The organism is Alistipes onderdonkii (assembly GCF_025145285.1).
Classification (GTDB): domain Bacteria; phylum Bacteroidota; class Bacteroidia; order Bacteroidales; family Rikenellaceae; genus Alistipes; species Alistipes onderdonkii.
Genome location: NZ_CP102251.1, coordinates 162,917 through 187,590 on the forward strand (window position 1 = coordinate 162,917; position 24,674 = coordinate 187,590).

A 24,674-nucleotide genomic window follows, 5' to 3' on the forward strand; every position below is an offset into this window, starting at 1 on the left:
TTTTTATTTGCAGGTTCAAATTTTTTATTTTACATTTGCATACCTGTCCGGGAAACCCGGGCACAGTCCCAACAACATTGTCGAGGGGGGGGGGAATTTCTAAGCGCCTCTTACAGATTACCTCTTTCTCGGCAATGTTTTTTTATGCCCGTATGTCTGCAAACGATCCTGCGGGGATTTTGGCCCAAATCCGCGGCCGGCCGGCAAGGCGTCCCCAGAAAATTCGGGACAAAAAATCCTGAACGCGCAAACAAGGCAGCAGATGCAACCGGTTTTATCGTTATATTTGCATCCGGATTCTTCAACGCATACACATGACCCGACACATATCCTACCCTACCCTCGGCACCTGTTCCCGGCAGATCGACATCGAACTGGAAGACGGCATCATCCGCAATGTGACGTTCACGGGCGGCTGCCACGGCAACACGCAGGGCATAGCGGCGCTCGTGCGCGGCATGAAAGCCGCCGACGCGATAGCCCGGCTGGAAGGCATCGACTGCCGCGGCAAGGGCACGTCGTGCCCCGACCAGCTGGCCAAAGCCCTCAGGCAGGCGCTCTGAACCAACGCAGCATCTGTTCGGGAACGGATTTTGCAGACGGAGCATAAGATCAAAACAGAAAAACTATGTATTTCGTATGGTATCTCCTGCTCGGCCTGGCATCCGGATGGATCGCCAACCTCATTGTCAAAGGCAGCGGCTCGGGGCTCATCGTCAACCTCGTCGTAGGGCTGGTAGGCGGCGTGCTCGGCGGCTGGCTCTTTTCGTTCTTCGGGCTGGTTCCGGCAGGCACGCTGGGCAGCCTGGCCACATCGGTCATCGGCGCCGTGGTGCTGCTATGGATTGCCGCGGCCATCTCACACAAGAAAATCCGTTAAACCCGCAACGATTATGGACAACATGAAAAACGGCGGACACGCCGGCACCGCAGAAGCGGAAAATGCGGAGACCATGGATCTCCTGACAGGAATGCTCGATGCCGCAACCCATTGCGGCGACAACGACGGGGACGGCAAGGAGCCGGCAAAAACTGCCGGAACCGCCGACATTCAGGACGGGAATATGCAAAAATAACCGCCAAACCGACCCGGTGCTGTGGCTGTAAAACCGGGAAAGGGGACTCGATAAGTCCCCTTTTTTTGTACCACCTCCCGCACAGCCGGGACGGCAAGCGACACTCCGATTATTCGGTTCAACACACGAATTGCTTCGCATCAGATCAATTAATTTAAAAACACCCCAACAAAACGAATTATTTCGGCATAACAAGGGAATGTTATCAATATATTATTATTTATATCGCACAATGTTTGCAAAATCATTTATTTTTAATTTAATTTGCGATAAGCAAACAACCCAAATACAACCCACTTTTATGAAAACATTTAAAATCATGATGGCCATTGCGGTCGCCATCTTTGCGACTACGTCGCTGATCGTGTCACTGACTTCTCCCATTAAATCCCTGCTGGATGTCAACGTAAAAGCCTTAACTCAAGATGAAGGGGGAACCGGAGGAATCGGGGGAGGCGAAGGTAGTGTGATTGCATATTACGGGCCGAATGGCACATATGAGGTTAAATGCCCAAAGTATCACATGGATCCTTCTGGTCATATAGTAACAGAATTCGACAAAAGAAAAGGTACATATTGTGAACGCACGGATACAACGCCGTGCACGCCCTACTACCCTTGTTCATAATTAGATATCGACGACGTTATGTACAAATCATATATTGCTATATTTTTGCTGTGCAGCCTGTGCCCCTCATGCGGAACCCGGCAGGACACTGCACAGAATACAGATGGGATGACCCGGCTCCTATTGACCAAGGAGACCGAAGCCACGCCTGCCGATTTTATCGCCGATTACCGGTATGTGCCGCTGGGGACAACCCGGCAACCCGTGGGTAATATAGACCAGTTGCTCGTGACCGACGACCGGATCATCGTTGTGGACAAGGAGAGGGCGCAAACAGTTTTTATTTTCGACCTCAACGGTAACCCCTGCGCTGAAATATACAGGCCCGGCCGGGGGCCACAGGAATACAACCATATAGACCATGTGACGCTGACCCCGGGACAGAAGCCGCTACTGGCTGTACTCGATAAAATGGGAAGCAAAGTATTATTCTATGGTTTAGACGGTAAATTCATCCGTTTTTCTCCAATTCCTTTCCGTTTTACAGGTATGGAATATTTAAATAAGAATGAATTACTCTGTTATGCAAATGCCTATATCCAACAAGATCCTATCTTTAAGAAACGTGAAGACACTAACAGGCTGCTCTTTTTTACGGACAATAAGTTCCAGATCAAGGCCAGTGCACTGACCAACCGAGCGAAAAAACGTAAAATCAGCTTTACGGTTCCTTTTGTAAAATGGAACGGCGAAGAAATATTGGTGAATCCGAATATGACCGATACGATTTACCGACTTGATGGGCATGACCTGCAACCGCTTTATTATGTGGATAAGTCCGCATTAGGCCCCGTACTGCCGACAGAGGATCTTACTGACGAGCAGATTTTAGAACTGGGCGTAAAAGCGCCTGTCTTTGGCGGTGATTTCATATCGGGAAAGAATTTTTTATTCGTAGATGTTTCCATGCCACCTACAAAGACTATCGACAGATATTGCTATTCAAAAACGAGCCGGAAACTCTATTTCCTTAAGAATACCCCGAGATCCGGAGACAGGGCCTTGGCTGAAATGGCTTTCGTCGGAATTATGGGTTCTTGGAAGGATCAGTTCATCGCACATGTACCCGCCTATGTAGTCCCGATGGTATACCAGCGGGACGGAACGGACAACCCGGTATTGAAGAATATCGGCGAAGATGCCAATCCCGTGCTGGTTTTCTATACGCTCAAGGAACCCGACCTATGAAATGGGACAGAATATTGACCTACGGTCTGTTATCCCTTCTTTTCATCGTCGACGCGGTATTGTTGGTGCGGGTTTTCAGGCTGCAGGAAGAGATCCTATTGAAAGACCGGATAATCGACAAATTAACCATGTCCCAATACATTGCAGACTGCACGGCCACGAATCTGAATGTAAACTACCGTTACGGCGGATTGCCTGTCGGGGACTGCGAGACCGAAGATTCCGCAGGAATCCGTTGCCCGCTCATGGCAATCGTCCGCCAGCCGACGCTGGTATTCCGCTATTGCGACCGTGCCTGCGGCGAATGCATCTCATTCGGCGCGGATAAACTCGCAAGGGAGTTGGAAGGCTCGAATATTCCGGTCGTATTCCTTGCCCGCTATGACAATATCCAGGAGATGAGGCGGCAGGGGCCGAGGATTAATCCATGGGGGTTCCGGATGTTGAATGTGGAAAAAATACTCGATCTGGATGAAAAACTGCTCCCCTATTACTGCATAATAGACGAACGAGGTGCCGTACACGATATTTTCATTCCGGAGAAATCCCGCCCCTCGACGACAAATCAATATCTGGCCTGTATAAAAGACAAATACGGGAACCGGTAAAACAGCAAATTCCCCGCAATATGATGATTGCGGGGAATTTGCCTTAATTTCGTTGAGCTGCCAGGACTCGAACCTGGAACGACAGAACCAAAATCTGCTGTGTTACCATTACACCACAGCTCAATCCGTTGCTCGAAAGCGGGACAAAGATAAGCAAAAAATCGTAATTTACAATCGGGAAACGGAAAAATGCCCGACTCTTGCAGGTGTGCAAGAAAGAATTTCATTACTTTTGCACGCATGGAGCCGACAAGCCGGACAACGGGCCGGCAGGCGCCCTGCTGAAACTGAACGATTAATACGATAAGATATGATCCTGACAATGATCCTGCTCTTCGTGGTCGGCTACGCCTTCATCGCGCTGGAGCACAAAGTTAAGGTCGACAAATCGGCCATCGCACTGCTGATGTGCGGCGCCATCTGGACGATCTTCAGCCTCTTGGGCCACGACGCGAACATCGGCCACGACATGGTCGACCACCTGGGCGACACGTGCGAGATACTGGTGTTCCTGATCGGCGCCATGACGATCGTCGACCTGATCGACTCGCACGGCGGTTTCAACGTCATCACAGACCACATCAAGACCCGCAACAAGCACAAGCTGATGTGGCTGCTGGCTCTGATCACCTTCTTCATGTCGGCGGCGCTGGACAACATGACCACCACGATCATCATGGTGATGCTCCTGCGGAGGATCATCGCCGACCAGAAGGAGCGCTGGATCTACGCCAGCCTGATCGTCATCGCGGCCAACAGCGGCGGCGCCTGGTCACCGATCGGCGACGTGACGACGATCATGCTGTGGATGCGGGGCAACGTCACCTCGGCAGCGCTGATGGGGACGCTCTTCGTGCCGTGCATCGTCTCGGTCATCATCCCGACGGCAATCGCCACCCGGTATGTCCGCAACGAGGATACGGCCCCGGTGGACGAGAGTACGTTCGAAGCGGAACTGCCCGTGGGCGTGGGCCCGCGCCTGAGCAAATTCATCCTCATCACGGGCGTATTGAGCCTGCTGTTCGTACCGGTATTCAAGGGCATCACGCACCTGCCGCCCTACATGGGCATGATGGTCTCGCTGGGTGTGATGTGGGTTCTGACGGAGATCATCTACGACCGCAAGCGCGGCATCGAGGAGTCGATCAAATGCCGCGTGACGAAGGTGCTCAAGCATATCGACATGCCGACGATCCTCTTCTTCCTGGGAATCCTGATGTCGGTGGCGGCGCTGCAAACCGCAGGCGTGCTGACCGACGTGGCGAACTGGCTCGACAAACAGGTACACGAAGTGTTCACCATAGCGGGTGTCATCGGCATACTGTCGTCGGTGATCGACAACGTGCCGCTGGTCGCCGCCTGCATGGGTATGTACCCCGTGATGGACACGGCGGCGGTGGCCGCGAGCACCGACCCTGCCTACATGCAGTCGTTCGTACAGGACGGCCTGTTCTGGCACCTGCTGACCTACTGCGCCGGGGTGGGCGGAAGCCTGCTGATCATCGGCTCGGCGGCCGGCGTGGTGGCGATGGGGCTCGAAAAGATCAATTTCGGATGGTATTTCAAGAAGATCACCTGGCTGGCCTTCGCAGGCTATGCGTCAGGCATCCTGGTGATCCTGGCCGAACACCTGCTGGTCGGGCTCTGACCGACAGCGGGAAACGGAATAACGGGTGTGGAGGCAATGCTTCCGCGCCCGTTGCGTTTTGCGTAAAACCCCGTCAGCCGGCCGGGTGTCCCCCACCTACGTCAGCGGACTTTGGCCATGAATTTCTCACGATCCACGACGTAGCGGATGTGTACGCCCTCGCCGATCATCCCTTCGGCATCGCGGGCGCCGACGTTGAAGGTCAGCTTGCGCCCCTCGACACCGGTCAACACGGCCGTGGCGGTGATTTCGGCACCCAACCCCGAAGGCTTGATGTGCGTGACGTTCATCTCCGCCCCTACGGTCGTAGCCCCCGCGGGGAGCGCCGCGGCTACGGCCGTCATGGCGGCATGCTCCATAAGCGCCACCATCGAAGGCGTGGCGAAAACCTCGAGGTCGCCCGACCCCATCGTCGCGGCGGTATTTCCGGCCGTCACCGTCGTCCGGCTCTGGGCCGACAATCCTTTTTCCAGCATAATATCCAATTCGCTTTATACGTTTATCCGATAAATAATTACTTTTGCAGTGGCCGTGCAGGCTGCGTACGGAGGAGGGCTCCGGAACCGCCGCCGGGTTTGTCCGCGGCAAAGATAATGCAAACCGGGCTCAAAGGCAAACCCGCGGGCAATGCACAAGGCACGGCCTGCCCCGCGAAAGTCCGCCGTTCGCAAAGATAACGATTTTCACCGAGATGAAAAAGTGGCTCCTGATTCTGGTAATGCTGGCCGCCGTGTCCCCCGGGGTGCGTGCGCAGGGAGGCCGCGGTTTCTGGCATCAGGAATGGGCAGTGGAAAAAGGCGACTCGGTACCGTTGGTACACATCCTGCCGGTCTACGTGTTCAGCCGCCCCGTCGACCTGCGCCGTTACCGCAAGCTGGTCGACGCCGTGAAGAAGGTCTACCCCATCGCCAAGGTCGCGAAAGCCAGGATGGCCGACATGGAAGAGGAATTATGCCGCCTGCCGACCAAAAAGGCGCAGAAGGAGTACATCAGGCAGGTATACCACCAGATCAAGGACGAATATACGCCCGTGCTGAAACACATGACCCGCACGCAGGGCAAGGTGTTGCTCAAGCTGATCGACCGCGAAACCGAATATACGGCCTACGAGGTGCTCAAGGAGTTCCGGGGCGGATTCGTAGCGGGGTTTTGGCAGGGCGTATCGCGGATTTTCGGGCAGAACCTCAAATCGCAGTACGACAAGGACAACGAAGACAAGATGATCGAGCAGATCGTAATTTACTACGAAGCCGGCCTGCTGCGGTAGGCAAACCGGGATAAACCCGATCCGTTACTCGAATTTGTTATAAAGGACGACGGGACGCTCGCGGCGTACGCTCATCGAGGGGAACCAGATGTCACCGGCCGTGAGTCCGCATTTCTCCACCGCCTCGAGCGAGTACTCCAGACGTCCGAAGTCGGCGTCGACGTTGTTGGTGCCGAACGTGAACTTTATTCCGCGCTGCTTGGCCCGGCGGATGATGTCGAAGCTCGGGATACGATAGCGGGCGTTGATCTCCAGGGCGATGCCATAGCGCTCCAGCACATCCAGTACGCGGTCGACGCGCGCGTCAGTCCAATACCTGTCGTAATCGGCCTGCATGTCGTCGGGCAGGTAGGTCGGGTTGGCGTAGATGTCGGCCGGCTCGTTGGTGAGTATCTTCACCGTCTGGTCGACCAGATGATCCATATACTGTTCTTTCGTCACGCCGTCGTAGTGCACCTCCTCGGGCCGGTAGATGCGCGAATTGCGTCCCTTGTGGTCGATGATGGTCATGGCATCCGTGAACAGGTAGTCGAATACACCGAGGGCCTTCTGCGAAAAGGTCGCCGTCCACTTGCGGCCCTCGCCCTGTACGCCACGCAGGAAAGGCATCCGCCTCACTTCATCGAAATAGGCATAGACTTCTCCGTCGTCGGCCAGCATGCGGCCGATACCGCCTTCCCCGGCATTGGGCGCCACACCGTAATTGATACCGTAGTTCATCGACATGGCGTGCGCCTGTTCCTTGGTCAGGCCGCCCTTCAGGTGTACGTGGTAGTCGATGACGGGAAAATCGCGCTGCTGGAAGCGGATCACGCCGTCGGTGCGTTCGTCCACGGGCGGCAGTGTGTCGGCCTCGTTGCGCGCCTGTGCGCCGAGGCGCTCGATTGCAAGGTTGCGGAACGCGACTTCGCCCTGCACGCCGCGCAGCGCGATCGCGCCGTGCCCCAGCAATTGCCGGGCATGTCCTTCGGTGCGGTAGGGATGTTCGGGTTCCGTATAGCAGACCACTTCGGTAGTGTCGATGCGGACGACGATGTTACGGCCGCGCACAGAAACCTCGAAGCCGAACCACTCGCCGTCCTCGGCCAGCGAGCGGTAAAGGTTGCGCACGGAGGCGAGCGAACCGCTCTTGCGCGTCCCGTCGATGGCTCCGTTGCGGAAAACCACCTCGTAGCCCGACTCGCCGTCGGTGTGGAAGAGCAGCGCCGCCTGGGCACCGGGCTGCGTGAGGGCTTCCCCCGTAAGGCGGAAGTTGCCGTAGTCGCCTGCTGCCAGGAGCGTCCGGCCCGCCGTTACGGCTGGGGACGGGGTGCGGATCTCGCGTTCCCCGTCGTGCCACCGGTCGAGCGGCCGGGCAGCGCCGTTGTTTTCGCAGGCGGTGAACGCGGCAAGGGACAAGAGTGCCGCGGCAATCGTAGTCCCGATACGCGGGACAGGGTTCAAATGGCAAAAGAGGTTGCTCATAGCTTGGATTTTGTAATAATGCGGTTCCGGTTCGGACAGGCCGCCCGGCCTATGTGTACGTCAAACTTATCTCAGTCGTTGCTTGCTATCAAATATGCCCATGCAAAAATACACACTTTGTTGGAAAAGTACGGAATGACGCACACCGTTTTATTTCGGACAGCATGAATTTCGGGAATCCCGGCAGCAAATAGGCTCAGAAATTGAACGACAGGCCAACGCCCAGCTCCATGTAGGAACGCCCCGGACGGTAATCTCCGTAGGCAAACCCGAAATTGTCGGTCAGGTAACAATGGTAGGTGAAATCGCCGTAGAGGTTGAACCGCCAGATGGGGATGATAAGCCGCACCCCGAGGTCATAGGTACAGCTGAAACGGTGCTTGACGAGGAAATTTCCGGAGTAGGGCTCGCGGCTGAGCGGGCCCAGCATCATGCCCGGCGTAAAACCCGTATGCGCTTCGAACTGCTTGGGAATGATTGAAAGCAATGCCGCGGCGACCCACGACCCGGCCTCGCCGTCGCCCGGGAAAACCAGCCCCCGGATACGTTCCGTGCGCCAGGTGAATTGCATCGGGATCGAATAATAGTCGCAGACTTCGTCGTCGAAAAACAGGTTCAGCCCCGTGCGGAAACCTATATTATAATAGTTGTACCGGGCGTAGTCGATGCTGATCGCCTCGAATTCCGGGCCACGGCCGTCCCCCATGAAAAGCTGTGCGCTGTACCGCACCCCGATCTCATTGCCGGACGGCAACCCCTTGGGGGTGCGCCACTGGTTCGTATTCTGGGCTGCCCCGCTGACGCAATACAGAAGCGCGAGGAGTGCCGCAAAAACTGGTTTCTTCATAATTTACAGGTTGCTTCTGCCCGCAAAGGTAACAGAATAAGGCCGCCGTCCAAACATTATTGCAGGAAAATGCAGGGCATACGGCCATGCGCCCTGAAAATAGCCGCAACCCTTGCTCTTTGTGAATTATTCGTTATCTTTGTGGGCAAAATTTCGCTGAGCCATGTTTGAAAATTTAACGGATAAACTCGAACGGTCATTCAAAATCCTCAAGGGCGAGGGGCGCATCACCGAGATCAACGTAGCGGAAACGCTCAAGGAGATCCGCCGTGCACTGATCGACGCCGACGTCAACTACAAGGTCGCAAAATCGTTCACCGACCAGGTGAAGCAGAAGGCGCTGGGACAAGACGTGCTCAAGGCGGTGAAGCCCGGGCAGATGATGACCAAGATCGTACGCGACGAGCTGGCCGAACTGATGGGCGGCACGGCCACAGACATCAGGCTGGAGGGCAACCCGGCCGTGATCCTGATCGCGGGTCTGCAAGGCTCGGGTAAGACCACCTTCTCGGGCAAGCTCGCGGCATTCATCAAAAGCAAGAAAGGCCGCCAGGTACTGCTGGTGGCAGGCGACGTATACCGTCCCGCGGCCATCGACCAGCTGAAGGTGCTCGGCGGGCAGGTCGGCGTGGAAGTCTACACCGAGGAGGGGAACAAAAACCCGGTGCAGATCGCCGAGAACGCCATCAAATACGCCCGCCAAAACTCGTTCAACGTCGTAATCGTCGATACGGCGGGCCGTCTGGCCGTGGACGAGGCGATGATGCAGGAGATCACGGCCATCAAGGCGGCCGTGAAGCCTTCGGAGATACTCTTCGTAGTGGACGCCATGACGGGCCAGGACGCCGTGAACACGGCCAAGGAGTTCAACGACCGGCTCGACTTCGACGGCGTGGTACTCACCAAGCTCGACGGCGACACCCGCGGCGGCGCCGCGATCTCGATCCGCTCGGTGGTCAGCAAACCGCTGAAATTCATTTCGAGCGGCGAGAAGATGGACGCCCTGCAGGTGTTCCACCCCGAACGTATGGCCGACCGTATCCTCGGCATGGGCGACGTCGTATCGCTGGTGGAGCGTGCGCAGGAGCAGTTCGACGAAGAGGAGGCACGCCGCCTGAAGAAAAAACTGGTCAAGAACCAGTTCAACTTCAACGATTTCATCGGGCAGATCCAGCAGATCAAAAAGATGGGCAACCTGAAAGACCTCGCGGGAATGCTTCCCGGCGTAGGCAAGATGCTCAAGAACGTGGACATCCCGGACGACGTGTTCAAGCAAACCGAGGCGATCGTCTCGTCGATGACCCCGGCCGAGCGCGAGCATCCCGAAATCATCAACGCACGCCGCCGCGAACGCATCGCCAAGGGCAGCGGTACGACGATGGCCGACGTGAACCGCCTGATGAAGCAGTTCGAGGATACCCGCAAGATGATGAAGGCCGTAGCCGGCGGCAACATGAAGATCCCGAACATGCCCGGAAGACGCCGATAACCAACAGATTGCAAGTAAACCACAATCCCTCATTCGGAATGGGGGATTTTTTATGCGGTAGTTTTTAGGGCCCGATACGAATTTTTCATCACTTTTTCATAGCAAAACAGTTAAAAATTATTACCTTAGTACACGCAATACTTCAAATCTCACTTTTTCTAATTTAATCACACCCACATGATGCAATTATCATTTTGGAAAAGATTACTCTGCGCGGCGCTCACCCTCGCGCTGGGAGTAACACTGGCAGCCTGTTCGGACGACGACACGAAGGACGACAAGCTGATCCCTGAAATCGAGGTTACCCAATCGTTGACGTTCGATTGCACGGAAACCCAGACGAAAAACCTCGAAATCGAGCTTAACGGAAAGCTCAACTGGCAGATCAAAGCCGACGCATGGATCGAGCTGTCGCAAACCAGCGGCAAAGGTTCGGCAACAGTAGCCGTAACCGTCCCCGCGAACGCCACTTCGCGTACGGGTACCATCACCGTAACGGCCACCGGTTACATGGGCGCCACCGACACGGGCACGTGCTCCGTAAGGCAGATCAAGGAAGGTGAAACGAATACGAATGTTGCGGAACTCCGCAGGCTCATCATGGCAACCAACCCCACTGCCGATGGAAAAGAACTGACGGACGCGATCAGAGCCATGACGCTGTGCGGTATCGTAGTCTCGGACAAGGGGGGGGGAAATCAGCAGCCCTTCATCGTAATCCTTGCCGACGATACGCAGGATGCCGGTGCCGGCCTCGCGCTCTCGATCAGCCAGTCTAACAACACCTTCGAGCGCGGCGACATCGTCGAAGTATCGCTCAGCGACGCATCGGCACAACTCTTCAGCGGTCTGCTGCAGGTTTCGACCCACAACGAGCCCATGCTCGTAGGGCAGACCGAACCGCTGGCCCCGATCGCCGTCACCGCAGACAAAATCGCGGAATACGAATCGCAATACGTAAAGATCGAAAACACGCAGCCCGAAGCGTCGGAATCGGGCACCTGGAACAGCGACTCGAACAAGGGCAATGTTTCCATGGAGACCAAGGACGGAAAGTCCTACAAAATCCGCACCCTGCAAACCGCATCCTATGCACAGGATGCCATCCCGACCGACAAGAGCGGTTCCATCGCAGGTATCGCGGGCATCTACAACGGCACACTGCAAATCCTGCCCTGCAACGGTGATGACATCCAGCTTGCCGAAGCTCGTTTCACGGTACAGGGCAACAAGGCTACGCTGGCCGAAGTGCTCGAAGCCGGCGCCGGCTCGGCATTCGAAGTCGAGGGCGTGAGCGTCATCGCCGCCAACGAGCAGGGAGTACTCTTCCAGCAGGACGGTGCACGCATCTACGCATTCAAGGGCGAAGCCCACGACCTGGCCGTCGGCGACGTGGTCACCGTGTCGGGCAAAACCGAGTCGCGCAACGGTCTGCTGCAGTTCGGAAAGGGCTGCAGTTTCACCAAGACCGGCCATCAGGATATCACCCAGCCGCAGCCTGCGGCATTCTCGGCAACGGAAATCGAAGCCTACATGAAAAACCCCGAGGTGAAATACGTGACCTACAAGGGTACTGTACTCGTATCGGGCAGCTACGTCAACGTCGAGATCGACGGCACTTCGGTACAGGGCAGCCTGGATTACATGAGCGACGATTTCAAGGAGAAGTACAACAGCCACAACGTGACCATCACCGGCTGGCTCTTCGGCTCGTACAAGACCTATATGTATACCATCCCCGTGGAGGTCAGGGACGAGGGCGAATTCGAAGAGGAAGTTCCCGACGGGGCGATCTTCTACAGCACCTTCGACAAAGAACTTTCCTCGCAGTCTTTCGACACGAGTTCGGGATGGCCGTACCTCGACCAGTTCGAGGGCTGGATCAACCACAAGGGTTCGGGTATCGCCGCTGTGACCTACGACTACAGCAGCATGTCCGTACGTACGAACCAGTCGTCGAAAGGTTCGCTTTCGCTCTACGACGGTTCGGGCAAGAACAACATCTTCTTCTCGTCCGTTCCCACCTATTTCACGATCCAGAAGATCGCGGTAACGTCGCAGAACCTCAAGCTCTCGTTCGGCGCACAGCGCTATGCACAGGGCGCCACCAACACGTTCATCAAGTCCGACTTCGTGGTGCGCCTTTCTTCCGACGGGCAGCTCTGGTCGCAGGCGCTCGACTACGATTTCGGCAGCGTAGCGGACGAACCGGGTGAGTGGCGTCTCGCAACGGCAGACTTCACCCTGCCGGCAGGCACCAGCACGCTCTACATCAAGTTCGAGGCCAAGATGGGCAGCGTAAACCGTATCGACGACGTATTGCTGATCCCGGGCAACGGCGGGCAGGCGATCGAGTTCGGTAAGGAAGAGGAGACACCGCTTTCGACGATCGCCCAGGTACTGGCCGGCCCCATTGACGATGTCTACAAAGTCGAAGGCCAGGTGATCGGCACCCACTCGAAGGGCTTCCTCGTAAAGGACGCCACGGGTACGATCCTCGTATTCAAGAAGAACCACGGCATGACCGTCGGCGACAAAGTCACCGTCGAAGGCGCAACGTCGGAATACGGCGGCATGAAGCAGTTCGGCGAAACGTCGGAACTCACCAAGAACGGCTCGGGAAGCTATACACAGCCCACCCCGACGGATTTCGGGGCAGCGCAGTTCGACGCCTATGTCAACAACCCGACGATCCGGTATGTAAAATACGAAGGAGACCTCACCTCGTACCAGGACAATATCTACCAGTGGCACTATAATGTCGCCGTGGAGGGTACGAACGTAGTCGGTTCGATCGCCTACCCCAACAGCGACCTCAACATCGCCGGCTTCATCGGCCGCAAGGTCATCATCACGGGCTACACTGTCGGTGTTTCGGGGACGGATACCAAATACCTCAATACGCTGACCACGTCGATCGAATTCGCAGAGCAGGAGACCATGCCCGACGAGAGCCAGGCCATCACGGTCAAGGAACTCAACGCCAAGCTCGCCACGATGAATGCGGGCGATGCGCTGGGCGAACTGGTCGCCGTGAAGGGTTATATCGCAGCCAACAACGAAGGAGGTGCCCTGCACCAGCTTCTCTCGCTGGTGGACAACACCGGCGAAGCCAACACGGGCATCATCATCAAGGGCAACGACTACACCGAGAAAGACCTGCCCGTGGGTACGAAGGTGATTGTCAGCCTCAAATATGCGACCTACGACCTTTACAACGGGCTGCCGCAGCTGAAGATGGCAACGGTTTTCGCCACACAGGAAAAAGCGACGATAAAGGTTCCGGAGATCACGGATGCACAGTGCGGGGACTATCTGGGCCAGTATGTCAAAGTGAAGAACCTCACCCCGGCAACATCGGCGACCACCTGGGTGGTCGCAGGCAAGACCACGACGACCAACTTTACAGGAGAAACCGGCAAAACCATTGCGGCACGAATTACCAAGTATGCGGTTTATGCCGACGAACAGATCGCCCAAAAGACGGCCGACCTGAAGGGTGTGATGCAGATATTCAACGGGACGCATCAGATCTACCCCACCAGCATGGAGGACGTTGCAGGCTTCAAAGTCGAGTAACACGGCACAATCCATCCGTTTGTAAGAAAATCCCTGCGGGCAGCAACCCGCGGGGATTTTCCGTTTCAAAGAGGGGCCGAGGCCGGGGGGGGGCTGAAGATTTAAGGGCGGTTTACAGCATGGAATTGAAAAATAATCGCTAAATTGTACCGATAAACCCAACCCGAGAAACCACATGAAAAAATTATTCCTGCTGTTGCTGGGAATCGCTTCGATCCCGGCCGCCTTCTCCCAGGGCGGGAGCGGCATCGACTGGGCCGCCGACCTGGATTACCTGGCCAGCGAACTGCCCGCGAAACATTGCAACCTCTTTGCGAAATACGACAAAGCGCAGTTCGAGACCGCAATCGGCGCGATCAAGGCTTCGGCCGGGGAGGCCGGAGATTTTGCTACGGCGCTCAAAACCCAGCAGCTGATCGCCAAACTGGGCGATTCGCATACCATGCTGTATTTCCAACAGCTGATAAACCGGCAGCAGATACTGCCGATCGGATTGCTTTGGGTCTCCGACGGGTTGTACGTCATACAGACGACCGACGAAAACAAAGAGTTGCTGGGGCACCGGCTCACAGCGGTCGGCAAGGCACCGGTCGAAACCGTAATCGACAGCCTGAGCACCCTGTTCACGGTCGACAACGAAGCAATGGTAAAATCCATGATTCCCCAATTGTTCCCGTCGTTACAGCTCCTGGAATATTTCGGGTTCGCACACAACGGGCAGGCGGAACTCACGCTGGACGGGGACAAGACCTATACGCTCAAACCGTCCGATCCGCAGCGGGCGGGTCGGGCCGCCTTCCAGCCCGATTCCCTGCCCTTTGCGATCGCGGAAAGGAACGTGCTTTTCACGGATCGCTATTTCCCCGAGGAAAAAATATACTATATCCTCTACAACTCCTGCTGGGGGCGTGAAAGCGAGGCGGAGTTCAAGAGCCGCGAGAAAGCCGCGTCGCTGCCGTCGTTCACGGAGTTCGGCCAAAAGGCGTTCGGCATATTGCAGGGCAACCCCGTCGGGAAGATCATTTTCGACATGAGGAACAACGGCGGGGGGAATTCGGCACAGGGGACGGCATTCATCGAAAGGCTGGCCGGGTTCCTGAAACAGCATCCCGGCATAAAAACCTATGTCGTCATCGGGCGAAGCACATTCTCCTCGGCCATCCTGAATACGATGGATTTCAAGCACCTGACCGATGCGGTCGTAGTCGGCGAGCAGACCGCCGGCAAGCCCAACCACTTCGGCGAGGTACGGAGTTTTCAGCTCCCGGGATCGAAGCTGACGGTCGCCTATTCGACCAAATATTTCCGGCGTACGGACGAAGAGACCGACACGATCACACCCGACGTAAGGATCGAAATGAGTTTTGCGGATTTCACGAAAGGCATCGACCCGGTGTACGAATGGATCAAGGCACAGTAGGCAGCGCAATTTGGTGAGGATAACATCCCGGCTCCCGGCCCGCAACCCGGCGCGGAGGCCACGCACTCCCGGGACAGCGGCATCGCCCCCTACTGCGCGGCACACGAAACAATATACGACGAAAAGTCCCCGGCACACAATCCGGGAAGGGGCATCGCACTCCCGGCGCAGAGGCCCCGTCCCCCGATACGAAGGCATAGCCCCCCACCGCACGGCGCACGGACAATATACGACAGGAAAGCCCCCGAGCCCTGCGGGCCGGGGTGCCCCGTATCATCCGGGAGGGAGCTACTCCGCCCAGCCGTTATACCGGACGTTGGCCGGATTCCACTTCTGCTTGGGTGCCGGATTGTCCGCAGGATAGCCCACCGGAATCAGGTTCAGCGGGACGACATCGGCGGGAAGCCCCAGCACGCGCCGCACGGCCTCTACCCGTTCGTCGCGGGGATAAACCCCAGTCCATACGGCTCCCAAACCCAGGGCATGGGCCGCAAGGAGCAGGTTTTCCGAGGCCGCCGAAGCATCCATCACCCACCAGTCGCCGGAAGCCCCCGGATTGCGCGACAAGTCGCCGCAGACGACCACGGCCAGGGGTGCATGGGCGGCCATCTTCGCAAAAGGCAGCGCCCCGGAGAGCTCGCGCAGCAGTTCCCGGTCGTCTACGACGACGAAAGCCCACGGCTGGCGGTTCACAGCCGAGGGCGCGGCCATCGCAGCCCGCAGCAGCAGTTCGACCGTATCGGCGCCGACCGGGCAATCCCGGTAGGCCCGGATGCTCGTCCGGGTCATAATCACATCGAGGGGGCTCAGCTTGCCGGACTCCCCGGCCGGGGTGCGCTCCCCGGCCGACAGCCACCACACCAGCAACGCGGCCAGCACGGCACCGGCGCAGAAAAAGAGGATTTTCGACCTGTTCATAATTTTTCCGTTATATCGTGTCCCGACAAATATAAAAGAAAAATCGCAAAAAGCGCCGCACGCCGGCGAAACGACCGTATCGGCGGGTAAATTAATCGCCCGGGCGTTTGCAGGGGTCTATTTTTATCGCTACCTTTGTCCGGTGTCTACATTAAGCCGCCCTTTTTCTACCGCATCGCCGACCGGGGAGACGCGCTTGCGCGACGCCGGGTACGACAGCGGAAACGGCGGGCGGTGCCGGAAAGGGAAGATGTAGCGGGATTGTCAATACGGGATGCCGTCGCTTGAGACGGCATAATGTGAGTCCGGCGTATTCCATATTGACAGAAGCCGACGGGAAATTACAGACGCACATACGCCAGGCTCGCTTTAACTATGCACAAATCGGGTTTTGTAAATATCATCGGGAATCCCAACGTCGGCAAATCGACACTCATGAACGCATTGGTCGGCGAAAAGTTGTCGATCATCACGTCGAAGGCGCAGACAACGCGCCACCGGATCATGGGCATCGTCTCGGGCGAGGATTTCCAGATCGTCTATTCCGATACGCCGGGCATTCTGAAACCCAGCTACAAATTACAGGAGTCGATGATGAAATTCGTGACGGGCGCCGTAGCCGACGCCGACGTCATACTCTATGTCACCGACACCGTGGAGCGGGGGGAACGCTCGGCCGGAATCATCGACCGCATCCGCCAGAGCGGCGTCCCGGCCATCGTGGTCATCAACAAGATCGACCTCACGACGCCCGAGGCACTCGAGGCACTGGTCGACAAATGGCAGGGGGAGTTGCCCGAGGCTCGCATCGTACCGGCATCGGCCAAGGAGAATTTCAACATCGAAGGGTTGTTCAAAACCATCCTCGACCTGCTGCCCGAAGGCCCGGCCTTCTATCCGAAGGATACGCTCACGGACAAGACGCTGCGGTTTTTCGCCTCGGAAATCATCCGCGAGAAAATCCTCAGGTTCTATGACAAGGAGATCCCCTACTGCTGCGAAATCGAGATCGAAAGCTACAAGGAGGAGCCGGCGATCGACCGCATCGCCGCAACGATCTATGTCGCCCGCGACTCGCAGAAAGGCATCCTGATCGGGCATAAGGGCGAGAAACTCAAACGGGTCGGGCAGGCCGCGCGCGAGGACATGGAGCAGTTCCTCGGCAAGAAGGTTTTCCTGCAACTGTTCGTTAAAGTGAACGACGACTGGCGCAACAACGAACGCCAACTGCGCCGTTTCGGGTACGAATCGGAATAAACCGGAATAATAAACCGCCCGAAAAGGACGTTAATGGGACAAGTGAGTCGGAAATTGAAAAAATACATCTTCGGGATCGTCCTGGGCATCGCGCTGATGTGCGGGATGAAATCGTATGCGCAGTACAACCGGGAATATTTCTTCTGGGTGGGACGTTCGTGCATGATGAACAACGATTACCAGGAGGCCATCCGGACGCTCAACACCCTGCTGCGGTTCGACGAGGATGCCTTCGAAGGCTATTTCCTGCGCGGCATCGCAAAATACAACCTCGACGACCTGCTGGGCGCCGAGGCCGATTTCTCGACCGCCATCCGGCTCAACCCCGTATACACACAAGCCTATACCTACCGTGCGATCACGCGTTCGCGGCTGGGTAATTACGATGACGCCCTGCAGGACTTCCGCGAGGCGATCGACCTGCGCCCGGATCTGCCGGGTCCCTATTACAGCCGCGGCGTGACACGGCTGCTGAACCAGCAGTTCAAGGAGGCCATCGACGATTTCGACAAGTTCATCCGCCAGGAGAACAAAGTCGCCGACGCCTTCATCTGCCGGGGCCTGAGCTACCTGCACCTGAAGGATACGGTACGCGCCTACGACAATTTCAACACCGCCATCCGCACGAACCGCGAGAACCCCAGCGGGTACAACCGCCGCGGCGGGCTCTACATGGAGCAGAAACGCTTTGCGGAAGCCGAAGCCGATTTCAACAAGGCCATCGAATGCGATTCGGCCTACCTGCTTTCGTATTTCAACCGCGCACTGGTCTACTCGGACACCAACCGTCCGATGCTGGCCCTCGCGGATTTCGACAAGGTGATCCAGCTCGACTCGACCAATTCGCTGACCTACTTCAACCGAGCCATGCTGCGCACGCAGATCGGCGACTACAACCGTGCGCTGGACGACTACGACAAGGTGGCGCTCTATTCGCCGAACAACGTGCTGGTCTACTACAACCGTGCGGGGGTTTATGCCCAGCTGGGCGAATTGGAAAAGGCCGTCGCGGACTACTCCTCGGCCATCAAGCTCTACCCCGACTTCGCCAACGCCTATATTTACCGCAGCCGCCTGCGCGAGCTGCTGCGCGACCCGCAGGGCGCGAAGAAAGACCGCGACACGGCCCAGAAGAAGATTTCGGAGTACCGCTCCCGCCTGAGCGACAGCACTTACTCGATCTATGCCGACACGACGCAGCGTTTCGACCGCCTGTTGTCGTTCGACAGCAAATTCTCGGGCGGCAGCTTCGACCGCATCACGGGCCACAACGGCGGCCACGAGGAGATGCGCCTGCTGCCGCTGTTCAAGTTCACGCTGATGCGTCCCGACACCGTGCCGACCGTGGAGCGCTACCACGTACAGCGCGTCGAGGACTTCAGGAAGCGGGTGGACAACGAATACCTCACGCTTTCGTGGCGCGAAAGCAATATCCCGGCCGACACGCTCGTGATGCTCGACAAGCAATACGTCGAGGAACTCAAGTCGGATCGGGCATCGTGGACGGTGCTCTTCGAACGGGGTGTCACGCAGTCGCTCATCAAGCAGTATACCAATGCTGTAAATACCTTCTCAGCGGCCATCGAGCAGAATCCGAGCAACCCGTTCCTCTACCTGAACCGCTCGACGACGCGCGCCGAGATGATCGACTTCATCTCGTCGATCGACAACTCCTACCAGCGCATCACGATCGACTCGGATCCGGCCAACCGGCTGAACAACAACAGCAAGCGCACGTACAGTTACGACGAGGCGGTGGCCGACCTGAACAAGGCCATCAAGCTCTTCCCCGACCTGGCGTACAGCTATTACAACCGCGCCAACCTCAAGGCCCTGTCGGGAAGCCTGCCCGAAGCGTTCGAGGATTACTCGAAGGCCATCGAACAGAACCCCAATTTCGCCGAGGCGTATTACAACCGCGGCATCATACAGATATTCATGAAGGACACGCGCAAAGGGTGTCTCGACATTTCGAAGGCCGGCGAGCTGGGTATCGTCGAGGCTTACGAGGTGCTGAAACGATACGCGCCGTTAGAAAAGTAAGCTAACTCAAAAACAAATAATTATGACGGAAATTATCCAACGGAAACTCAACGACTCGGCCTGGGTGCGGTGGACGGCGCTCATCCTGATCGCACTGACGATGTTCTTCGGCTACATGTTCGTGGACATGATGTCGCCCCTGCAGAGCATGATCGAGGCACAGCGCGGCTGGACGCCCGACGTGTTCGGCATGTACGGAAGTTCGGAGTTCATCTTCAATGTCTTCGGATTCCTGATCCTGGCAGGTATCATCCTCGACAAAATGGGCGTACGTTTCACGGGGATGCTCTCGGCATCCCTGATGTTTATCGGCGCCTGCATCAAATATTACGGCGTGAGCGACGCCTTCATCGGCACAGGCGCCGAGGCTTGGCTCAACAGCTGGTGGGTATCGTTTCCGGCCAGTGCCAAACTCGCATCGCTCGGGTTCATGATATTCGGATGCGGCATGGAGATGGCCGGCATCACCGTTTCGAAGACCATCGCCAAATGGTTCGAAGGCAAGGAAATGGCCCTCGCAATGGGGCTGGAAATGGCCATCGCCCGCGTGGGTGTCTTCGCCGTTTTCTCCATCTCGCCGTGGCTCGCCAACATGGCTCCCGCAACGGTCGTGCGCCCGGTGGCGTTCTGTACCCTGCTGTTGCTGATCGGACTGCTCACCTACGCGGTATTCACTTTCATGGATCGCAAACTGGACAAACAGCTCGGGCTGGATTCCCGCGGCAACAACAGTTCCGAAGAGGAATTCCGCATCAGCGACCTGGGCAAGATATTCAGCAGCAAGGTGTTCTGGATCGTAGCCATACTCTGCGTGCTCTACTATTCGGCGATCTTCCCCTTCCAGCGCTTCGCCACGAACATGCTGGAAAGCAACCTCGGCGTCACGGCACAAACGGCCGCCGACATCTTCCGCTGGTTCCCGATGGGCGCCGCAGCCATCACGCCGCTGCTGGGCAGCTACCTCGACCACAAGGGCAAGGGCGCCACGATGCTGATCTTCGGGGCCATCCTGATGACGGTGTGCCACCTGATCTTCGCCTTCGTGCTCCCGGCCTATCCGAGTACGCTCATCGCTTACGGCGCCATCATCATCCTGGGAATCTCGTTCTCGCTGGTACCCGCAGCGCTGTGGCCCTCGGTTCCCAAGATCATGGAGACCCGCTACCTGGGTTCGGCCTACTCGCTGATCTTCTGGATCCAGAACATCGGCCTCTGCCTCTTCCCGGCAGTCATCGGCTACGCCCTCAAATTCAGTAACCCGGGACATGTGGACGGCACGGCCTACAACTATACGCTCCCGATGGTGATTTTCGCCAGCTGCGGCATTGCCGCGATGCTTCTGGGACTATGGCTCAAAGCGGAAGACCGGAAAAAGAAATACGGGCTCGAACTGCCCAATATAAAGAAGTAGCCAAACTACGACGAATAAATGAAGCGAAAGGGCTGCCGTGCGATGCACGGCAGCCCTTTGTAATTTCGTCCGTGCAGACAGGCCGGCGGCGAATGTCCGGAAAAAACCGATTACAGCGGGAACGGTAGGAATTCACGGGATTTTTCACTAACATTGTAACGGAATCCCGAAAAACACCTCTATGATGCGTCCCCTGCTCCTTCCGCTCCTGTTGCTGACAGCGTCATGCGGCAACCGCACGACCAAAGCCCCTGCCCCTGCCGCCGACACGAACGGCGCCGGTATGCAAACCGTCGTCGCCGACACGCTTCCGCCGCTCACAACCGGCGAACAAAGACTCAAAAGCGACATTTTCGGCCCGGAAATAGCGCTGACGGGCCGGACAATCGAAACCGACGATATTTTCCAAATAAGCGAAGTGTGTGCGATATGCAAAGATTCGCTACTGATAATCAATACACTGCAAAAATCCGGCGCGCCGCTGCGCATCTACTCGCTACCGACAATGAAACTCGATACGACCATGGGGCGTTTCGGCCGGGGCCCGGAAGAATACATCTATCCCAAAATCTATCCCTACGCATCGCCCGGTTACCTGGCCCTGCTGATCGACAACATCAAGGAGGACGGCAAAATGCGACGCATTACCTCAGACGGACGCATCGAGACCTTTGCCACACGCATCCCTGTCCCGTATTTCAAATACTCCTACACACGGGATTTCGCAGCGCAGGACGAACGGCACATGGTCTTTACATTCGGATCGAAAATTTATCGTTACGACGACAATCCCACCCTGCCCGCCGACTCGACCGTCCGGCCGGTCGCCGACCTGCGGTTCGGGAGATCGGGGCGCAACTCGACCCGTTACATGGGGTCGCTGGGGGTCAATTTCAAGTACAAACGCATTGCATGGGCATACAAATACGATAAAAGGCTGCTGATTGCCGACTTCGAAGGACATGTGCGTACGTTGCAGTTCGACAATCCGGGCAATGCAGTCGCCGAGGGCATGTCGATGGATGCCAACACCACGCATTATTGGAAACTCTATCCCGGGGAGAATTACCTCTACCTGTATTACAGCGGCAGAACGCCGATGGAAGTAGGCGCCGAACAGCGGCACGGCAAGTACTACGCATTCATCGAACAGTTCGATTGGAACGGCAATCCCGTCAGGCGGTACCGAATCGACAATTGGGGCTATTTTGCCGTGGACGAATCCCGCAAGGCGTTATACGTCATCTCGACCACGGACGAGTTTCCGTTCGTGAAATACGAGTTGCAATAACCTTCGCAGGCAAGCCTTATGTAAGGCAATCCTTCAGCGTACCATTTCGTACAACTCGGCGATGCGCGTGCACATCTCCTCCCAGGAGAAACGTTTGCGCTCCTCGATGCAGTTCAGGCGGAAGCGTTCGATCGTATCCCCGTCGTACATCCTGGCGACAGCATCGGCCACGCCCTGCACCGTAGGCTCGCAGACATACCCTACGCGACCGTCGGGTACGATCTCCGAAAGACCGCCGACATCGGTGACGACCATCGGCACGCAGAACTGGTAGGCGATCTGTGTCACGCCGCTCTGCGTCGCGGTTCTATACGGCTGGACGACGAAGTCAGCGGCCGAGAAGTAATATTTCACCTGTTCGTCGGGAATGAACCGGTCGTGGAGGATTACCTCGTCCTGCAGGCCGTTGTCGGCAATCTGCCGCAGGTAACGCTCCTTGGGGGTGTAGAACTCTCCGGCAACGATCAGCCTGCGCCCCGCCGTAAGTCCCCGGCGGCGCAATTCCGCCCAGGCGTCGAGCAGCAAATCGAGCCCTTTGTAGTCGCGGATCAGCCCGAAGAAAAGCACGTAATCGACCGTCGGCTCCAGGCCCAGACGGACGCAAGCCTCGTTGCGGGTGACCCGCTCCCCGAAGTTCTCGAAAAGCGGATGCGGGGAAAACAACGCCGGGGCGTTGCTGTATGCCTTCAGCTCGCCGTGCACCTGCTCGGACATGTAAACGAACCCATCCACGACGCTCAGGTAATAACGGTTGAAGGGTTTGTCGGTCAGGTGGTGTTCGTGGGGTTCGACATTGTCGATCTGGCAGAGCACCTTCGTATGGCCGTTGCGGCGGGCGAAACGGGCAATGGTGCCGAAACAGGGCGCCATGAAGGGTGTCCAGTACTTCATCAGCACGAAATCTGGACGTTCGCGGCATATCCGGCGTCCGATACGCACCCAGTTGAAGGGGTTGACCGTATTGATGCACCGGCAGATGTGAAGGTCGGCCGGAGGCGGCGTGGATACGGTCTGGCTCTTACCCGGAAAGAGCAGCGAAGGGTATTGCAGCGTGAAAGTCTTTATGTCGACCTCGTTGCCCCGGCGCTGAAAGGTGCGGGCCATGATCTCCATGATCGAAGCCAATCCGCCCCGGTACGGGTGCGCAGGGCCTAAAATCGCAATCTTCATAGGATGCAAAGTTAATATTAAAAAGCGGGACGGAGCTAACGCGGCCCAGGATTCGGGACGTATCGCCCGGAACCCATGTTCCGGCTCCTCGGCCCGAATTTATTCCCCGGTGGCGTAATACACCCTCTCCCTTACTTGGGTCAGGTGGTTTTCGAGGTTTTCCACGGCCCGGGTTCCCATGAACCACAGGGGATGCCCGCCACGGCGGTGATCCGCGAGGGTTCCGGGGTTTTCGGCCAATTCCAGAAACCCGTTCCGCTTGTAGAAACAAAGCCTGCGTGCCGTAATCGCGTCATACGGGATTTCGGCTTCCAGAAATACGGGCCGGTGCAGGTGCTCCCCAACCCAGTCCAGGATATGCTGGCCGATCTTGTGGTTGCGCTTTTCGGGGTAGACGGCAATAAAATGAATGTAGTAGCTATCCCCCAAGTCCCAATAGACGAACAAACCCGCCAGTTCGCCCTTTTCGTAGACGGCGTTGAAGTACATCGACCGTTCGTGATCGATCATGTTCGCCATCAGCGGCGTATCGCAAAACCTTTCGTACTCGGGAAAGGTTTCCCGATGCAGTGCGATAAGTTTTTCCGCATCCGGGGTGCGGCTGTCCGCGATTCGTTTCAATTCCATAATTCATAGTATCAGAATACACAAAGATACGAAATTATCGTCCCGGACTGCCGCCGCAGCTGTTTTTTTGTCGGCAGAGCGGCCCGGATACCGCCCGGGCATTAAAAAAACGGGGCCCTGCATGCAGGGCCCCGGCACTTTCCGGAAGGAGAAATTATTCGCCGTCGTCGGTATGCTTGAAACTCTTGGCGGTATGCTTGCTGCCCGCTGCGGACTGCAGTGCCAGGTACTCCTCGCCGTAGTCGAGCATATGCTGCAATTCGGTGCGGAACGTATCGAGGTGTTCCTCTTCCTCGACGATAATGTCCTGGAACATCTTGTGTGTCACGGCGTCCTTGTGTTCGGCGGCGATGCGCGACGCCTCGTTATAGGAGTCGATCGTGCTCTGCTCCAGCTGCATGGCCAGGCGGAGCATCTCCTTGACGTCGGTCACCTGCTTGGTGCGGAACGAGGCGTTCATGTCGACGTCGCCCTGCAGGAACATGATGCGGTCGGAGAACTCCTCGATATGGCGCATCTCGGCGATCGAGATCTCGCGCATGATCTTCGAAAGGTACTGGTAGCGGTCGTCTTCGAAATGGGTGTGGAAATACATGTACTGGAGCGATGTGGCGATCTCCTTACCTACGGCATCGTTCAGCAGGTCGATGCTCACCTGATACTTGTTCTGTGTTTTGACTGCGGTTTCCATAATGAAAAAAGGTTTTGCAGCCCTACCTGCAAAACCCGTTCCACGAAGTGCC

22 protein-coding genes and 1 tRNA gene are annotated in these 24,674 nt (G+C 56.9%); 15 read left to right on the plus strand and 8 right to left on the minus strand.

Translation table 11 applies throughout. From position 1 onward, the window contains the following. Positions 1–314 precede the first annotated feature (314 nt). From NQ559_RS00740 to NQ559_RS00765, 6 genes are all read left to right on the plus strand, one after another. Entirely contained in the window at positions 315–563 is a 249-nt protein-coding gene (locus tag NQ559_RS00740) for a TIGR03905 family TSCPD domain-containing protein (RefSeq protein ID WP_018695409.1), read from the plus strand. Between the two features lie 65 nt (positions 564–628). Next, complete coding sequence (locus tag NQ559_RS00745) at positions 629–880, plus strand: GlsB/YeaQ/YmgE family stress response membrane protein (protein WP_018695408.1); 252 nt, start codon at positions 629–631, stop codon at positions 878–880. Between the two features lie 13 nt (positions 881–893). Continuing rightward, positions 894–1,076, plus strand: a complete 183-nt coding sequence (locus NQ559_RS00750) for a hypothetical protein (protein ID WP_018695407.1) — start codon at positions 894–896, stop codon at positions 1,074–1,076. Between the two features lie 301 nt (positions 1,077–1,377). Further along, positions 1,378–1,704, plus strand: coding sequence for a hypothetical protein (locus tag NQ559_RS00755; protein WP_154654003.1), 327 nt, complete (start codon positions 1,378–1,380; stop codon positions 1,702–1,704). A gap of 18 nt (positions 1,705–1,722) precedes the next feature. Next, on the plus strand, positions 1,723–2,892 hold the full coding sequence (locus NQ559_RS00760; protein ID WP_083923822.1) for a DUF4934 domain-containing protein: 1,170 nt from the start codon (positions 1,723–1,725) through the stop codon (positions 2,890–2,892). Further along, the gene (locus tag NQ559_RS00765; RefSeq protein ID WP_018695405.1) at positions 2,889–3,500 is read left to right on the plus strand and encodes a hypothetical protein; all 612 of its coding nucleotides are present in this window, start codon (positions 2,889–2,891) and stop codon (positions 3,498–3,500) included. Before NQ559_RS00760 ends, NQ559_RS00765 begins: the two co-directional genes overlap by 4 nt. 52 nt (positions 3,501–3,552) lie before the next feature. Here the strand turns inward: NQ559_RS00765 and NQ559_RS00770 are convergent. Next, positions 3,553–3,623 (minus strand) — tRNA-Gln (locus tag NQ559_RS00770). 187 nt (positions 3,624–3,810) lie between these two features. Between NQ559_RS00770 and nhaD the strand changes: the two genes are divergently transcribed. Then, positions 3,811–5,148 (plus strand): sodium:proton antiporter NhaD, encoded by a 1,338-nt coding sequence (gene nhaD / locus NQ559_RS00775; RefSeq protein WP_018695403.1) that lies wholly within the window; start codon positions 3,811–3,813, stop codon positions 5,146–5,148. A 101-nt stretch (positions 5,149–5,249) separates the two neighbouring features. On the opposite strand, the gene NQ559_RS00780 is transcribed toward nhaD, so the two are convergent. Next, on the minus strand, positions 5,250–5,624 hold the full coding sequence (locus NQ559_RS00780) for a thioesterase family protein (RefSeq protein ID WP_026318282.1): 375 nt from the start codon (positions 5,622–5,624) through the stop codon (positions 5,250–5,252). Positions 5,625–5,839: 215 nt separating this feature from the next. Between NQ559_RS00780 and NQ559_RS00785 the strand changes: the two genes are divergently transcribed. Further along, positions 5,840–6,415 (plus strand): DUF4294 domain-containing protein, encoded by a 576-nt coding sequence (locus tag NQ559_RS00785; RefSeq protein ID WP_026318281.1) that lies wholly within the window; start codon positions 5,840–5,842, stop codon positions 6,413–6,415. A gap of 24 nt (positions 6,416–6,439) precedes the next feature. On the opposite strand, the gene NQ559_RS00790 is transcribed toward NQ559_RS00785, so the two are convergent. Then, entirely contained in the window at positions 6,440–7,879 is a 1,440-nt protein-coding gene (locus tag NQ559_RS00790) for a DUF1080 domain-containing protein (RefSeq protein WP_018695400.1), read from the minus strand. Between the two features lie 196 nt (positions 7,880–8,075). Beyond that, the gene (locus NQ559_RS00795) at positions 8,076–8,726 is read right to left on the minus strand and encodes a hypothetical protein (protein ID WP_018695399.1); all 651 of its coding nucleotides are present in this window, start codon (positions 8,724–8,726) and stop codon (positions 8,076–8,078) included. Positions 8,727–8,889: 163 nt separating this feature from the next. Between NQ559_RS00795 and ffh the strand changes: the two genes are divergently transcribed. The 3 genes from ffh to NQ559_RS00810 all read left to right on the plus strand — a co-directional run bounded on the left by ffh (position 8,890) and on the right by NQ559_RS00810 (position 15,214). Beyond that, a complete protein-coding gene (gene ffh, locus NQ559_RS00800; RefSeq protein ID WP_018695398.1) occupies positions 8,890–10,215 on the plus strand; it encodes a signal recognition particle protein in 1,326 nt (441 codons plus the stop codon). 177 nt (positions 10,216–10,392) lie between these two features. Further along, positions 10,393–13,794 (plus strand): DUF5689 domain-containing protein, encoded by a 3,402-nt coding sequence (locus NQ559_RS00805; RefSeq protein WP_018695397.1) that lies wholly within the window; start codon positions 10,393–10,395, stop codon positions 13,792–13,794. A 175-nt stretch (positions 13,795–13,969) separates the two neighbouring features. Beyond that, positions 13,970–15,214, plus strand: a complete 1,245-nt coding sequence (locus NQ559_RS00810) for a S41 family peptidase (RefSeq protein ID WP_018695396.1) — start codon at positions 13,970–13,972, stop codon at positions 15,212–15,214. 288 nt (positions 15,215–15,502) lie between these two features. Here NQ559_RS00810 and NQ559_RS00815 read toward each other — a convergent pair whose 3' ends face one another. Further along, positions 15,503–16,132 (minus strand): nitroreductase family protein, encoded by a 630-nt coding sequence (locus tag NQ559_RS00815; RefSeq protein WP_018695395.1) that lies wholly within the window; start codon positions 16,130–16,132, stop codon positions 15,503–15,505. Between the two features lie 375 nt (positions 16,133–16,507). Here NQ559_RS00815 and era point away from each other — a divergent pair, with 375 nt between their 5' ends. From era to NQ559_RS00835, 4 genes are all read left to right on the plus strand, one after another. After that, positions 16,508–17,389 carry a GTPase Era gene (gene era, locus NQ559_RS00820; RefSeq protein WP_018695394.1) on the plus strand — a complete coding sequence of 294 codons (882 nt, stop codon included), beginning with the start codon at positions 16,508–16,510 and terminating at the stop codon, positions 17,387–17,389. 54 nt (positions 17,390–17,443) lie between these two features. After that, complete coding sequence (locus NQ559_RS00825) at positions 17,444–19,432, plus strand: tetratricopeptide repeat protein (RefSeq protein ID WP_018695393.1); 1,989 nt, start codon at positions 17,444–17,446, stop codon at positions 19,430–19,432. Positions 19,433–19,454: 22 nt separating this feature from the next. Continuing rightward, positions 19,455–20,843, plus strand: coding sequence for an MFS transporter (locus tag NQ559_RS00830; protein ID WP_018695392.1), 1,389 nt, complete (start codon positions 19,455–19,457; stop codon positions 20,841–20,843). Positions 20,844–21,024: 181 nt separating this feature from the next. Next, entirely contained in the window at positions 21,025–22,134 is a 1,110-nt protein-coding gene (locus tag NQ559_RS00835) for a TolB-like 6-bladed beta-propeller domain-containing protein (protein ID WP_018695391.1), read from the plus strand. Between the two features lie 33 nt (positions 22,135–22,167). On the opposite strand, the gene NQ559_RS00840 is transcribed toward NQ559_RS00835, so the two are convergent. The 3 genes from NQ559_RS00840 to NQ559_RS00850 all read right to left on the minus strand — a co-directional run bounded on the left by NQ559_RS00840 (position 22,168) and on the right by NQ559_RS00850 (position 24,622). After that, positions 22,168–23,304, minus strand: coding sequence for a glycosyltransferase (locus tag NQ559_RS00840; protein WP_018695390.1), 1,137 nt, complete (start codon positions 23,302–23,304; stop codon positions 22,168–22,170). Positions 23,305–23,403: 99 nt separating this feature from the next. After that, positions 23,404–23,931: a GNAT family N-acetyltransferase gene (locus NQ559_RS00845; RefSeq protein ID WP_018695389.1), complete on the minus strand. Its 528-nt coding sequence runs from the start codon at positions 23,929–23,931 to the stop codon at positions 23,404–23,406. A gap of 154 nt (positions 23,932–24,085) precedes the next feature. After that, positions 24,086–24,622: a ferritin-like domain-containing protein gene (locus NQ559_RS00850; RefSeq protein ID WP_018695388.1), complete on the minus strand. Its 537-nt coding sequence runs from the start codon at positions 24,620–24,622 to the stop codon at positions 24,086–24,088. Between the last annotated feature and the right edge of the window lie 52 nt (positions 24,623–24,674).